Source organism: Agrobacterium sp. CG160-95 (assembly GCF_053521725.1).
This window is the reverse complement of the sequence record NZ_JBNWDU010000006.1, coordinates 232,638-247,088: the sequence shown is the minus strand read 5'-3', so window position 1 is coordinate 247,088 and position 14,451 is coordinate 232,638. Positions and strand designations below refer to the sequence as shown.

At 58.8% G+C, this 14,451-nt stretch carries 11 protein-coding genes; 4 read left to right on the top strand and 7 right to left on the bottom strand.

Going from position 1 to position 14,451, the window contains the following annotated elements:
- Positions 1-19 precede the first annotated feature (19 nt).
- A complete protein-coding gene (locus ACQZ63_RS20765) occupies positions 20-523 on the bottom strand; it encodes a L,D-transpeptidase family protein (protein ID WP_113556188.1) in 504 nt (167 codons plus the stop codon).
- Between the two features lie 286 nt (positions 524-809).
- On the opposite strand from ACQZ63_RS20765, the gene ACQZ63_RS20760 reads away from it, so the two are divergent.
- Both ACQZ63_RS20760 and ACQZ63_RS20755 read left to right on the top strand, forming a co-directional pair.
- Positions 810-1,493 (top strand): response regulator transcription factor, encoded by a 684-nt coding sequence (locus ACQZ63_RS20760; RefSeq protein WP_003492637.1) that lies wholly within the window; start codon positions 810-812, stop codon positions 1,491-1,493.
- 117 nt (positions 1,494-1,610) lie between these two features.
- Positions 1,611-2,066 (top strand): cyclic nucleotide-binding domain-containing protein, encoded by a 456-nt coding sequence (locus tag ACQZ63_RS20755; RefSeq protein ID WP_013636965.1) that lies wholly within the window; start codon positions 1,611-1,613, stop codon positions 2,064-2,066.
- Between the two features lie 18 nt (positions 2,067-2,084).
- On the opposite strand, the gene ACQZ63_RS20750 is transcribed toward ACQZ63_RS20755, so the two are convergent.
- The 6 genes from ACQZ63_RS20750 to tesB form a co-directional block, all read right to left on the bottom strand.
- Entirely contained in the window at positions 2,085-2,888 is an 804-nt protein-coding gene (locus ACQZ63_RS20750; protein WP_013636964.1) for an exodeoxyribonuclease III, read from the bottom strand.
- 164 nt (positions 2,889-3,052) lie between these two features.
- Positions 3,053-3,727 carry an outer membrane lipoprotein carrier protein LolA gene (locus ACQZ63_RS20745; protein WP_013636963.1) on the bottom strand — a complete coding sequence of 225 codons (675 nt, stop codon included), beginning with the start codon at positions 3,725-3,727 and terminating at the stop codon, positions 3,053-3,055.
- Positions 3,728-3,882: 155 nt separating this feature from the next.
- A complete protein-coding gene (locus tag ACQZ63_RS20740) occupies positions 3,883-6,558 on the bottom strand; it encodes a DNA translocase FtsK (protein WP_448799395.1) in 2,676 nt (891 codons plus the stop codon).
- Between the two features lie 217 nt (positions 6,559-6,775).
- Complete coding sequence (locus ACQZ63_RS20735; protein ID WP_003516494.1) at positions 6,776-8,125, bottom strand: ammonium transporter; 1,350 nt, start codon at positions 8,123-8,125, stop codon at positions 6,776-6,778.
- A 28-nt stretch (positions 8,126-8,153) separates the two neighbouring features.
- Positions 8,154-8,504 (bottom strand): P-II family nitrogen regulator, encoded by a 351-nt coding sequence (locus ACQZ63_RS20730; protein WP_019565993.1) that lies wholly within the window; start codon positions 8,502-8,504, stop codon positions 8,154-8,156.
- A gap of 211 nt (positions 8,505-8,715) precedes the next feature.
- Complete coding sequence (gene tesB / locus ACQZ63_RS20725) at positions 8,716-9,600, bottom strand: acyl-CoA thioesterase II (RefSeq protein ID WP_113556131.1); 885 nt, start codon at positions 9,598-9,600, stop codon at positions 8,716-8,718.
- On the opposite strand from tesB, the gene ACQZ63_RS20720 reads away from it, so the two are divergent.
- On the top strand, positions 9,549-10,901 hold the full coding sequence (locus ACQZ63_RS20720; protein WP_371179238.1) for a ubiquinone biosynthesis hydroxylase: 1,353 nt from the start codon (positions 9,549-9,551) through the stop codon (positions 10,899-10,901). The genes tesB and ACQZ63_RS20720 overlap by 52 nt on opposite strands.
- A 461-nt stretch (positions 10,902-11,362) precedes the next feature.
- Positions 11,363-14,449, top strand: a complete 3,087-nt coding sequence (locus ACQZ63_RS20715) for a helicase-related protein (RefSeq protein ID WP_065688699.1) — start codon at positions 11,363-11,365, stop codon at positions 14,447-14,449.
- Positions 14,450-14,451: the final 2 nt, after the last annotated feature.

Here is a 14,451-nt window from a genome sequence, read left to right as displayed (position 1 = left end):
GGGTTTTTTTGTGCCTGATCTACAGGATGCGAATTTTCGTACCCTTGCGCATATGAGGCAGAATGCGCCTCATGTCGCGGGGATGGAGAGCGACGCAGCCGGCGGTCGGCTCATATCCCGGGCGGATCATATGCATGAAGATTGCCGAACCGCGGTTCCGAATTCTCGACGTGATGTTCCAATCGAGCACGAGGCAAACGTCATAAAGGCCGTCCTTTCGCATCATCTCCTCGTGGCTCAGTGCGAAAGGGGACTTGACCAACCTGTTGTAACTGGCGCTGCGTGGCTCGTCGCACCAAAGCATGGATTGCTGCGTCCGTTGCATCGGCAATGTCGTGGCGATGGCGGGGGTTCGGTCGCCGCGATAAAATCCGTGCAGCAGGCGCGTGACGGAAATCGGTGACTTTCCATCTCCCTCGCGTTTGAGCACGGTACGGCCGTTGCGCCCGATCGCTGCGGGAAAGGTGAGATGCCCGAGCTGAACGATGGCCCGGCTTATTTTCAAAGGCGCCGGCCGAACCATGAGCGTCGATGCGCGTTTATGTTGCTTTACGGGCTGTCTGCTCATGTTTTTCACGAGATTTTGCTTTGCAGGTTATCTAACGTGAAGTCATAGCACTTCGTAATATCATGGCAATGGGTTGACCTTTTATCGGCAAACCGCTGAATTGGCTGACAATTAGAGCGCCGTGCCTTATTTCGGAGGCACAATGGATGCTCTAACTCTTTTAAACTACGCATTGCGCTTTCCGAAAATCAACGGCGATTTTTGGGCCGATGCGCTAAAGTAAGAAAGGCTGAGAATCCGAATGACGGCTCGCACTATCCTTTTGGTGGACGACGACGACGATCTTCGGGAGACGCTGACTGAGCAACTATCTCCCTATGAGGAATTCTCGCTTCTGAGCGGCGCAAACGCTGCGCAGGCGATGCAGACCGCAAAGACTGCCCAGGTCGATCTTCTGATCATGGATGTCGGCCTCCCGGACATGGATGGCCGCGAGGCGGTGAAGCTGCTGCGCAAGGGTGGCTTCAAGGCACCGATCATCATGCTGACCGGCCACGATACCGATTCCGACACTATTCTCGGTCTCGAAGCGGGCGCCAATGATTATGTGACGAAGCCATTCCGCTTCGCCGTCCTTCTGGCCCGCATCCGGGCGCAGCTGCGTCAATACGAGCAGAGCGAAGATGCGGTTTTCACCGTTGGCCCCTATCAGTTCAAACCCAGCCAGAAGCTGCTGACAACTGAAGACGGCAAAAAAATCCGGCTGACGGAAAAGGAAGCGGCGATCATCCGTTATCTGTACCGCGCCGGGAGCGCCGTCGTTACCCGCGACGTCTTGCTGGAAGAGGTCTGGGGTTATAATTCCGGAGTGACGACGCATACGCTCGAAACGCATGTGTATCGTCTGCGCCAGAAGATCGAGCGAGACCCCTCCAATGCCGAAATTCTGGTGACAGAGAACGGCGGATACAAGATCGTTCCCTGAACGAACGCCCTTTCTGCGTCCGAGAGGACGCAGAATATTCTAACATCTTGTATTTTGAAGGCCGATATCCGAAAACCGCTATAGTGGTGCAGGCGGTTTTCTGGAGTAGCAATCGACATGGCCTTGACGGATGACATCATGCTTCTGGGGCAAGTGCCGTTGTTTGCGGGCTTCAGCGACGATCAGTTGCGGCTGATCGCCTTCGGCGCGGAACGCCGCCGCGTGGCGGCGGGTCAGACTTTGTTCCGGGAACATTCCCCGGCCGAGTGCGCCTTTGCGGTGACGTCAGGCCATTTCGAGCTATTTACGGCCGGGCGGGATGGAAAACCCGCGTTGCAGGCGACACCGGGCAAGGGGGCGCTGCTTTCGGAGCTGGCGCTTTTCACGCTCTGTGAGAGGAAGTTCACCGCCATTGCCGCGGAGGATTCCGAGGTCATCCGGATAACGCGCATTCTATTTCACCGGCTGGTGGAGGAGTTTCCCGAGGTTGCCGATATCGTGACGGCACGCATTCGCGATAATATCGCCGCACTCGCGGCGGGCGCGGCCCGTTTGCAGAACCGCTTCTCCTGATTTTAAAGAGCCAGCGCTTCAGAAACGGAAATGGGCCGTAACCGGAACGTGGTCGGATGGCCGGTTCCAGCCGCGTGCTTCGCGCAAGATATCGATCTTTTCAAGCGAGGGGCCGAGATCCTGCGACGACCAGATATGGTCGAGACGGCGGCCACGGTCTGCGGCTTCCCAATCCTTGGCGCGGTAGCTCCACCAGGTATAAATCTTTTCACTATCAGGCACGTTCAACCGCATCAGGTCGAGCCAGTTGCCCTTCTTCATGATATCGAGCATGCCGTCGGTTTCCACCGGTGTATGGCTAACGATCTTCAGCAGTTGCTTGTGTGACCAGACGTCATTTTCAAGCGGCGCGATGTTGAGATCGCCCACGAGAATGGACGAGGTGCCGGGCACGCCGTCGGCGCGAAGCGCCTTCATCTCTTCGATGAAATCCAGCTTGTGGCCGAATTTCGGGTTTATCGACCGGTCGGGTTCATCACCGCCAGCCGGAACATAAAAATTATGCAGCCGTATGCGGCGCGATCCAACCTGAAAAATCGCGGAAATGTGTCGTGCATCGCCTATACCGCAATAGTCCTGACGGTGATCTTCTGTCAGCGGAATTTTCGAAGCGATCGCCACACCGTGATAGCCCTTCTGGCCATGGATGATGACGTGCTCGTAACCGAGCGCCTTCAGCGGCTTCATCGGAAACTCGCCATTGGGGCATTTCGTTTCCTGCAGGCAGAGAATGTCGGGTTTGTAACGCACCAGAAACTGCTCCACGATCGGCATTCTGAGCCTGACCGAGTTGATGTTCCAGGTGGTTATCGAAAACGACATGCATGTGCTCCGCTTCTATAGCCTCGAAGCCGATTGTTCCGAGACATGTTTCCGGGGCGCAGGCTTATAACATCGCGATGAAAACGGGAATGCATTTTAGCGGCAAAATGAAAAAGGCGACCGCAGGGCCGCCTTTTGAACTGTCGCCGTGGACCGCCCGGCCTTTAGCCGCGTTTGCGGACTTCTTCGTAGTTGATGTTGAAAACGCGTTCGTCGAGGTTAACGCCCGTCTGCACGTTGAAGATCATGACAGTTGTGTCCTTGTTCTGGGCATCGGTCGTCGTCCATTGCCTCAGATCGAAGGTTTTCGGGTCAAACATCAGGGTAATGGTGGAATCGCCGAACACGCTCTTGTCACCCAGTACGATGGTAGTCAGGTCCGACTCTTCCTTCACGTTCCGGACCTTCTGGTTGCTCAGATCGATCTTGTCGGACAAAAGCAGGCTGAGCGGGGTCTTTGACAGTGGATACAAATCCCATGTCTTCAGCTTCATGTTGCCGATGACGACATTCTTGCCGTCGGAGATGACCCGCATGGGCGAGGGGTCTTCATAATTGAATCGAAGCTTGCCGGGCCGTTCGATGTAAAATTTGCCGCCGGTCTGTTCACCGCGCGGGCCAAACTGGACAAACTCTCCCATCATGGTTTTGACCGACGAGAAGTGATTGGCAATTTTCTGCGCGGTCGCGCTGTTACCGGCAGCCTGAGCAAATGCGTTGAGCGGCGACAGGCCGGCCATGACCGCAGCCATGGAAAACGCCGTCAGCACGCCACGTCGCGTCACGCCGTTCTCTGGTGTGTTTGCGGTGGCAATCTCGCCGGTGGTGAGGTCGTTCATTCTGTTCTCCTTCATCGCAGCGATTTTCCGCATAAAGGCGGCGGCTTCATGACGTTGAAAGCGTGTATTAACGCTTCTTCGCCCCGCTTGGTTGCCGTCTTCGCCTCACGCATGTCGTTATCCCGAAACCACGACAGCCTTTTGGGCGACGTGCATTACCGCTCGATGATGTCTGCTTCCGTTGGTACGAGTATTTCGCGTTTTCCGGCATGATTGGCGGGGCCGATGATGCCCTCCTGCTCCATGCGTTCGATCAGCGAGGCGGCGCGGTTGTAGCCGATGCCGAGACGCCGCTGGACGTAGGAAGTGGAGGCCTTGCCGTCCCTCAGCACGACAGCCACGGCCTGATCATAGGGGTCTTCCGAATCGGAGAAATTGCCGGCGCCGGCCGGGCCGCCGCCATTGCCTTCCTCATCGTCTTCCTCGGTGATCGCTTCCAGATATTCCGGCGTGCCTTGCGTCTTGAGATAGGCGACGATCTCTTCCACTTCATTGTCGGAGACGAAGGGACCGTGCACGCGCTGGATGCGGCCGCCACCGGCCATATAGAGCATGTCACCCATGCCGAGCAGCTGTTCGGCGCCCTGTTCGCCCAGAATGGTGCGGCTGTCTATCTTCGACGTTACCTGGAAGGAGATGCGGGTCGGGAAGTTCGCCTTGATGGTGCCGGTGATGACGTCGACGGACGGACGCTGGGTTGCCATGATGACATGGATGCCGGCGGCACGCGCCATCTGAGCGAGGCGCTGTACGGCACCTTCGATATCCTTGCCTGCCACCATCATAAGATCCGCCATTTCGTCGATAATGACGACGATATAGGGCAGGGGCTTCAGGTCGAATTCTTCCGTCTCGTACATTGCCTCGCCGGTCTGGCGGTCGAAGCCGGTCTGCACCGTGCGGGTGAGGATTTCGCCCTTGTCGATCGCCTGCTGCACACGGCTGTTGAAGCCATCGATGTTGCGCACACCGATCTTCGACATCTTCTTGTAGCGCTCCTCCATCTCGCGCACCGTCCACTTCAGCGCCACGACAGCTTTTTTCGGATCGGTAACGACGGGGGAGAGCAGATGCGGAATACCGTCGTAGATCGATAGTTCGAGCATTTTCGGGTCGATCATGATCAGGCGGCATTGCTCCGGCGACATGCGGTAAAGCAGCGACAGGATCATGGTGTTGATGGCGACCGACTTGCCCGAACCCGTGGTACCGGCAACGAGAAGATGCGGCATCTTGGCAAGATCGGCGATGACGGGTTCGCCGCCGATGGTCTTGCCGAGCGCCATGGCGAGCTTGGCCTTGCTGTTTTCAAAGTCGCGGCTGCCGACCAGTTCACGCAGGAACACGGTTTCCCGCGTCTGGTTTGGAAGCTCGATGCCAATGGCGTTGCGGCCAGGCACGACGGCAACGCGCGCGGCGATCGCGCTCATGGAGCGGGCGATGTCATCGGCAAGGCCAATGACGCGCGAGGATTTGATGCCGGGTGCTGGTTCCAGTTCGTAGAGCGTGACGACCGGGCCGGGGCGGACGTGAATGATTTCACCCTTGACGCCGAAATCCTCGAGAACCCCTTCCAGAAGGCGGGCATTCTGCTCCAGCACTTCCTCGTTCAGCGTATGGTCGCGAACGACGTTCTTGGGTTCCGCCAGAAGATGCACGGTGGGCAGCTGGAAACCGTCTGCGGCAATAAAGGAGGCCTGCGCTTCCCTTGCCACGCGCTCGCTGGGCTTCGGGCGTGCGGAAGGGGCGGTTATTCTGGGTTGGCCGCGCCCAGGTGCCTGTCTTGCCACGAACTTCGGGTCGTTCTCGTCCAGGCTCTGGTCGTCCGAGAGAATGCCGTTGGGCAATCGCCGACCGTCTGCGTCCAACGACGGTTCGTCGTCCCCGTCCGCATCATGATCGGGCGCGATGGAGGGAGGCGACATCTGGCGACGGGATGCGGCGCGTTCTTCGAAAGACGGTTCCGCGCGCTGGTCGAGGCGGTTGATCGCCGTCTTGAGGCGGGAGGGTTCGTTCAACGTGCCGAATTCATATTCGTTGAAATCGTAAGGGTGTTCGAATTCGCCGTGCAGGGATTTCGACTTCAGGCCGAACAGGCGGCGAAGTCGGGCCTGCGAGATGTACCAGTAATGTGCGATTGCGCCGAAGGCGAGAATATTGGCGAAGAAACCTTCGCCCTCGTCATCGTCTTCTTCGTCGACCTGACGGGTGGCACGGGCCTTGTTTGCGACCGGCGCGCGTTCTTCCTGTTCCAGGTCATCTTCCGGGCGTCCCACGAGACCGGCGGCAAACAGCATCATCAAGGCGGCGGGAGCAGCGAATATAGCGCCCAGCACCGTCGCAATCGTGCCGGTGGGGTAAGCGCCGATGAAGAGAGCTGGGAAGCGCAGGATCATATCGCCGATGACGCCACCGATGCCGTTCGGCAGCGGCCATGTCACGGGCGCGGGAAAACAGCCGAGCGAGGCGGCGCAGACGATGGCGCCGGCGATCCAGGCGACGAGGCGGGCGGGTATCCGGTTGAACTTGCGACCGGCGATCAGGGCGATCGCCCAGGCAATCACCGGCAAAAGCGCGATGATTGCGGAAAGGCCGAGGAACTGCATCACGATATCGGCGAAGATTGCGCCGCCGTAACCGAGAAGATTGGTGGGTTGGTTGCCTGTTGCATAGGACAGGCTCGGGTCCGCCACGTTCCATGTGGCAAGTGCGGTAATCCCCAGCGCAATCGTAGCAAGCAAGGCAAAACCGGCAAGAGCCATGACCTGCCGCACGAAAAACGCCGTCAGCACGAAACGCGTGTGACGACCGTCGAATGTCGGAGAATTCATTCTGCCCATGTCCCTGAACCCGTAGTTTTTGTGGTTTCGGCAAGATCCGGCAGTTGACCAGATCCCGGATTGACAGGGAAAACTAACAGCTTGCTGGTTAATGTCGTGTTAACCATGCGGTTTTTTAAAAGCCGCTTCCGGATTTGCGGCAAAGAAAAGGCCCGCCGAAGCGGGCCTTCTTTTGGGAGAGGGGATGGAGAACCCCTTTTCCCGGATATCAGGAGTGGTAGGCGGCTTCGCCGTGGGTCGCAAGGTCGAGACCTTCGCGTTCCGCTTCGACCGGAACCCGCAGACCAACGATCACGTCGACGATCTTGTAGAGGATTGCCGAGACGACTGCGCACCATACGATGGTGATGGCGACGGCAACGAACTGCGTCCAGAGCTGCGAGGAGATGGAGAAGTCCGCCTTGCCCGTGCCGCCAAGCAGCGGAGACGTGAAGATGCCGGTGCCGAGGGCGCCGATGATGCCGCCGATGCCGTGGACACCGAAGACGTCAGCTGTGTCGTCGTAGCCGAACTTGTTCTTCACAACCGAGACGAAGAAGTAGCAGATCGGCGAGACGATGAGGCCGAGAACGATAGCGCCCATGGGTCCGACGGAACCGGCCGCAGGCGTTACGGCGACGAGGCCGGCGATCATGCCCGAAGCTGCGCCCAGCATGGAAGCCTTGCCGCGGGTGAAGCTTTCAACCAGCGACCAGGAAACGATGGCTGCTGCAGTGGCGAGGAAGGTGTTCATGGTTGCAAGAACCGCACCGCCAGATGCTTCGAGGTTGGAGCCGGCGTTGAAGCCGAACCAGCCGAACCACAGCATGGCTGCGCCAACCAGCGTCAGCGTCATGGAGTGCGGGGCCATCATGTCCTTGCCGAAGCCAGTACGCTTGCCAACCATGATCGCGCCGATCAGACCGGCGATACCGGCATTGATGTGGACGACCGTGCCGCCGGCGAAGTCGAGAGCGCCCATGCCGAAGATAAGGCCATTCGCGTCCCAGACCATGTGAGCGATCGGGAAGTAGACGAAGGTGGCCCACAGGATGGTGAACAGGATGACTGCCGAGAACTTCACGCGTTCCGCAAATGCACCGATGATCAGCGCGGGCGTGATGGCCGCAAAGGTCATCTGGAAGGCGATGAAGGTGTATTCGTAGATCACGACGCCCTGGGAGAAGGTTGCCGAGGTGCTGTCAAGCGAAACGCCGGACAGGAACAGCTTGCCGAAACCGCCGAAATACGGGCCGGTGCCGCCGCCGAAGGCGAAGGAGTAACCGTAGATTACCCATACGAGCATCATGACCGCGCCGATGACCGTGCACTGCATGAGAACGGAGAGCATGTTCTTTGTGCGCACGAGGCCGCCATAAAACAGGGCGAGACCCGGAATGATCATGAAAAGCACGAGGATCGTCGCGACATACATGAATGCGGTATCGGCTTTTTCCGGAACGGGGGCCGCCGCTGCTACTGCCGGCGCGGCATCCTGCGCAAAGGCGATTGCCGGGGCCATCAGGGCTGCCACACCGGCACCCAGTTTGCCGAGCGTTGAAAACTTGTTGAGTTGCATAGCTAGAAAACTCCCTGTCAGCCGTGCTTCAAAGCGCTTCTGTGTTGGTTTCGCCGGTACGGATGCGCACGGCCTGTTCGATAGAGTAGACGAAGATCTTGCCGTCACCGATCTGCCCGGTTTTTGCAGCCGACGCGATTGCCTCGACAGCCTTGTCGACGACGTCTGATGCAACCGCGATCTCGATCTTCAGTTTGGGAAGAAAGCTCACCGCATATTCCGTGCCGCGATAAATCTCGGTATGTCCCTTCTGGCGTCCGTAACCCTTTACCTCGGTCACGGTCAGGCCTTGGATGCCGACGCCGGTGAGCGCTTCGCGCACTTCATCCAGCTTGAACGGCTTGATAATGGCCATCACAATTTTCATCTGGTTTCCCATCCTTTGTTTGTCCTCGGCACGGAGCCGACTCTCCTCGCGCTGGCAGATCAATAACAGCGACTACGGACATACATTCAAGGGGCGTGCCAGTTTTGATGCGGCCTATAAGTTATTGAAATATAAAAATTATATGACAGGCGTCTGAAAAACGGGCATCGGGTGGCGCAATTTTCGTCTATTAAATGTGCGATTTTTTAAAAAAGCGCATTATTTAAGCATTTGCCCTTTTGCGGATCAAACCTTCCTGTGCGACGGAGGCGATCAGTTCACCGTGTCTGGTGAAAATATTGCCACGGGTCAGACCGCGTGCTCCCGAGGCGCTGGGGCTGTCCTGCGTGTAGAGCAGCCAGTCGTCCAGCCGGCAGGGACGGTGGAACCACATGGCGTGATCGAGGCTCGCCACCTGAATGGCCGGATCGAAGATCGTCGTTCCGTGGGCATAGAGCGACGTGTCGAGCAATGTCATATCCGAGAGATAAGCGAGAATGGCTGACTGGAAACGTGGATCGTCCGGCACATCGCCGACAGCGCGAACCCAGATATCCTGCTGCGGTTCCAGCTTTTCTTTCGAAATATAATGTGTCAGCGAAACCGGCCGGATTTCTATCGGGCGCTTGTTGCTCCAGTATTTTCGGATCGAAGCGGGTGCGTTGGCGAGGAAGGCCGCCTGCATCTCATCTTCACTCATCAGCCTTTCGGGCGGCGTCACATCCGGCATTTTTATCTGATGATCGAATCCGTCCTCGACGATCTGGAATGACGCCGACATGGAAAAGATCGCCTTGCCATGCTGGATGGCGACCACGCGCCGGGTGCAGAAGCTCGCACCGTCGCGAATGCGCTCCACCTGGTAGAGGATGGGCACCAGCGGGTCGCCGGGGCGCATGAAATAGGAATGCAGTGAATGAACGAAACGATCATCATCCACGGTTCGTTGAGCTGCGATCAATGCCTGCGCGATGACCTGACCGCCGAAAACGCGCTGCCAGCCGATTTGCGGGCTTTCACCCCGAAACAGGTTTTCTTCCAGCTTCTCGAGATCGAGTGTGGAGATCAGATTGGCCATCGGATTTGACGTTTGCGAGGGATGCGACATTTTTTCGGCCTGCTCCGGCTGTAGGAAGACGTCACATGGTCTATAGTGCGCCGATGATGCGTGCACAAGATTTGAGGAGAAGCGCGATGCTGGACGTGGTGGTGGCAGGCGGCGGTTATGTCGGCCTTTCCGTTGCTGTCGCAATTAAGCAGGCAGCCGGACATCTTAATGTGCAGGTGGTTGAAGCCGCTCCCGAGGATGTCTGGAAGAAGGACGTCCGCGCCTCCGCCATTATCGCGGCGGCCACGCGCATGCTCGACGTTTTCGGCATATGGAACGAGATCGAGCCGGAGGCTCAGCCGATCCACAAGATGATCGTCACCGATTCGAAGACCGCCGATCCGGTTCGCCCGGTGTTTTTGACATTCGACGGCGCGGTGGAGGAGGGCAGGCCCTTCGCTCATATGGTCCCGAATGTCGCGATGGTGGGTGCGCTGCGAGGCCTGTGTGAGCGCCTCGGCGTCGAAATCCGCCATGGTCTCAGTGTTTCCGGCTTTTCCGCCGGCCCGCAATCGACGGCTATTTCACTTTCCGACGGCTCGTCGCTTGAGGCGCGACTGCTCATAGCCTGCGATGGGGTCCGCTCGGCTTTGCGGGATATGGCAGGAATAAAAACCGTGCACTGGAATTACGATCAGTCTGGGATCGTCACCACCGTTGAACACGAGCGGCCGCATGAGGGCTGCGCGGAGGAACATTTTCTGCCGTCGGGGCCTTTCGCCGTGCTTCCCTTGAAAGGGAACCGCTCCTCGCTTGTCTGGACCGAACGTACGGCCGATGCCGACAGGCTGGTTGCTGCCGACGATCTGGTGTTCGAGGAGGAACTTGAACGCCGGTTCGGCCACAAGCTCGGCCCGGTCCGTCCCGTCGGTCCCCGTCGCGCCTTTCCGCTGGGCTTGACGCTGGCGCGTTCCTTCGTCGCGCCACGTTTTGCACTTGCCGGAGATGCGGCGCATGGAATTCACCCGATTTCCGGTCAGGGCCTCAATCTCGGCTTCAAGGATGTTGCGGCACTGGCCGAAACCGTGGTCGAGGCCGACCGTCTCGGCCTTGATATCGGCTCTCTCAACGTTCTCGACCGTTACCAGTCCTGGCGGCGTTTCGACACGTTGCGGATGGGTGTGACGACGGATGTGCTGAACCGGCTTTTCTCCAATGATGTCGGTCCCATTCGCGTCATGCGTGATTTCGGTCTGGGTGTGGTCGATCGTTTGCCGGGTCTGAAATCCTATTTCATCGGTCAGGCTGCCGGTACGACAGATGCGGGCGCGCCGCGCCTGCTTGCCGGCGAGGCGCTCTGATACTGCCGTTCCTGCCTGTGCCGGAGCGGCTTTTAAGCGATTGCCGCTTGACAGTCGATTCCGGTATTTTCCGCCGGAAGCCGGTGCCGCAAAGCTGAATCCGGACAAGGACTTACCCGGATTCACAATCTGGTATAGGGCAGGCATCTGCCAACCAGATGTTGCGGAGAACAAAAGCTGAATCCATTGGAGTCAGCGATTCGTATTCGATTCGTTCGCAGACTGTTCCGTATCCGAATCGATTCCGGTTTCGCCGGATTCTTTTTAATATTTCAACTATCTGAATCAAAAAGGAAAATTCCGGCGGGGAAGGACCTGTTACCACTTTGCGGACAAGGCCTATTGCCTTTGTCGGCGGGCGTTGCCATGTGTGTTGCGTGTGCGGCCCGTATCAGTGAATGGCGGGCGGTACAGCAAGCAGATGAAGTCGATTCACGGATAGTACGTTGAATTTTCGCCCCATGATCCTGAGCGGCCGCGGTGTCACGGCCGTTCTCGGCCCCACCAATACCGGCAAGACCCATTACGCCATCGAGCGCATGGTGGCACATGGCAACGGTGTCATCGGCCTTCCGCTGCGCCTTCTGGCGCGCGAGGTCTATACCCGTCTTGTCGAAAAGGTGGGCGCGCCGAATGTGGCGCTGATAACCGGCGAAGAAAAGATCGCCCCTCCTAAAGCCAAATATTCCGTCTGCACGGTGGAAGCCATGCCGCGCGAGACAACGGCCGCATTCGTCGCCATCGATGAAGTGCAGCTGGCGGGTGATCTGGAGCGCGGGCATATCTTTACCGACCGCGTGCTGCATCTGCGCGGGCGGGAGGAAACGCTGCTTCTGGGTGCGGGCACGATGCGCCCGATCCTCGAAAAGCTGCTGCCGGGAATTACCGTGGTCGAACGTCCGCGCCTGTCACAGCTTTTTTATGCGGGCCAGAAGAAGATAACCCGCCTGCCGCAACGCACGGCAATCGTCGCCTTTTCGGCGGAAGAGGTCTATGCCATTGCCGAGCTGGTGCGCCGCCAGCGTGGTGGCGCAGCCGTTGTGATGGGCGCGCTTTCGCCGCGTACGCGCAACGCCCAGGTGGGGCTCTACCAGTCCGGCGACGTCGAATATCTCGTGGCGACTGATGCCATCGGCATGGGTCTCAACCTCGATGTCGATCATGTCGCCTTTGCGCAGGACCGCAAGTTCGACGGCTATCAGTTCCGCAATCTCAATCCGGGCGAGATCGGCCAGATCGCCGGCCGCGCCGGCCGCCATCTTCGCGATGGCACCTTTGGCGTGACGGGGCGCGTCGATCCATTTGACGACGAGTTGGTGGAGCGTATCGAAACCCATCAGTTCGACTCGGTGAAGGTGCTGCAATGGCGGACGAAAAATTTCGATTTTTCCTCCATCACCAATCTGCGTCTGAGCCTAGAAGCCGCCCCGGCGATCCAGGGACTGTCACGGGCCTTGCCGGCGATCGACCAGCAGGCGCTCGAATATCTGTCGCGCTACCCTGAAATCATCGACGTGGCGACGACGGAGGCGCGGGTGGAAAAACTCTGGGAGGCCTGCGCGCTTCCGGATTATCGCCGCATTGCGCCCGCTCAACATGCTGATCTGATCTCAACGCTCTATTTCGATCTGGTAAAACGTGGCACGGTGAACGAAGATTTCATGGGCGAACAGGTGCGCCGCGCCGATCGTACCGATGGAGAGATCGATACCTTGTCTGCAAGGATTGCGCAGATCAGAACATGGACTTATGTATCGAACCGCCCAGGATGGCTTGCCGATCCGACACACTGGCAAGAAAAGACGCGGGAAATCGAAGATCGATTGTCCGATGCTCTACATGAAAGGTTGACGAAACGCTTTGTTGATCGCAGGACATCTGTGCTCATGAGGCGCCTGAGAGAGAATGCGATGCTTGAAGCTGAAATCAGTGTAAATGGTGATGTCTTCGTAGAAGGACATCACGTCGGCCAGTTGGCCGGGTTCCGGTTCACGCCGGTGCCGGGAATGGAAGGGCCGGATCAGAAGGCCGTGCAGGCTGCTGCGCAGAAGGCGCTCGCGCTCGAATACGAGGCGCGTGCCGCGCGTCTGCACGCCAGCGGAAACGGTGATCTCGCTTTGAGCTCCGATGGTCTGGTTCGCTGGTTGGGCGAACCGGTGGCCCGCCTTTCGGCAGGCGACAATATCATGAAGCCGCGCGTGATCCTCTTTGCCGACGAGCAGTTGAGCGGCAATGCCCGCGATCATGCGCTGGCGCGCGTCGAACGTTTCGTCAATCATCAGATTGCGACCGTGCTGAAGCCGCTGGACGATATTTCGCGCGCCGAAGACCTTCAGGGTCTGGCGAAGGGGCTGGCGTTCCAGCTGGTCGAAAATCTCGGTGTCCTGTTCCGCCGTGACGTCACCGAAGACGTGAAGTCGCTGGATCAGGATGCGCGTGCCTCCATGCGCCGCTACGGCGTGCGTTTCGGCGCCTATCACGTCTTCCTGCCCGCGCTTCTCAAGCCAGCTCCGGCGGAGCTTGTCACGCTGCTCTGGGCGCTGAAGAACGATGGTCTCGGCAAGCCGGGTTACGGCGATCTCATTCCGGTGCTGGCCGCCGGTCGCACCTCTGTCGTGACGGACCCGACCTTCGAGCGGATGTTCTACAAGCTCGCCGGTTTCCGTTTCCTCGGAAAGCGCGCCGTGCGTATCGACATTCTCGAGCGTCTGGCCGATCTCATCCGTCCGCTGTTGCAGTGGAAGCCCGGTCAGCAGCCGCGTCCGGAAGGCGCTTATGACGGCCGCCGTTTCACGACGACGACCGCAATGCTTTCCATTCTCGGCGCAACGCTCGACGACATGGAAGAAATCCTCAAGGGTCTCGGTTATCGTGCCGATCAGGTAACGGCGGAAGAGGCGCAGGCCTTCCTCGCCAACCAGACTGGTGCTGCCGCTCCGGCCGCTTCTGAAGCGGTGACGGAAGACGAGAGCGCAGAGACCGAACACGAGGAACCGGCTTCGGAAGAGCAGGTTTCCGAGACGACGACTGTCGAAGCTGCTGAAGAAGCGCCGGTTGCGGAAGCTGTGGGCCAAGAGGCTGCTGTTAGCGAGGCTGCGCCGACGGAAAGCGCCGAGGCTGCCGAGCCGAAGCCTGTTCTTCTGTGGCGTCCGGGTGGTCGCAACGAAAACCAGCGTGGTGAAAACCGTCGTCCTGGCAATCGCGGTCAAGGCCGTGGCGAGGGTCGCGATCAGGCGCCACGCGAACAGGGTGAACGTCGTGGCGAAGGCCGTCGCGATAATCGTGACGGAGCAAATCGCGAGGCTGCCAATCGTGGCGGTGACGGCGAGCGCAAGCGTGATGGCGGACGTCCCGACCGTGGCAACAACCGCAATAATGATCGTCAGGACCGCGGGGAGCGCAAAGACAGGCCGGACCGCAACGACCGTGGCGGGAAACCGCAGGGTCAGCAGCGTTTCGAAGCCAAGCCGCCGCGCAAGGAAAAGCCGATCGATCCGGATTCGCCCTTCGCCAAGCTTGCTGCTCTCAAGGAGCAGCTGAAGAAGTAAGC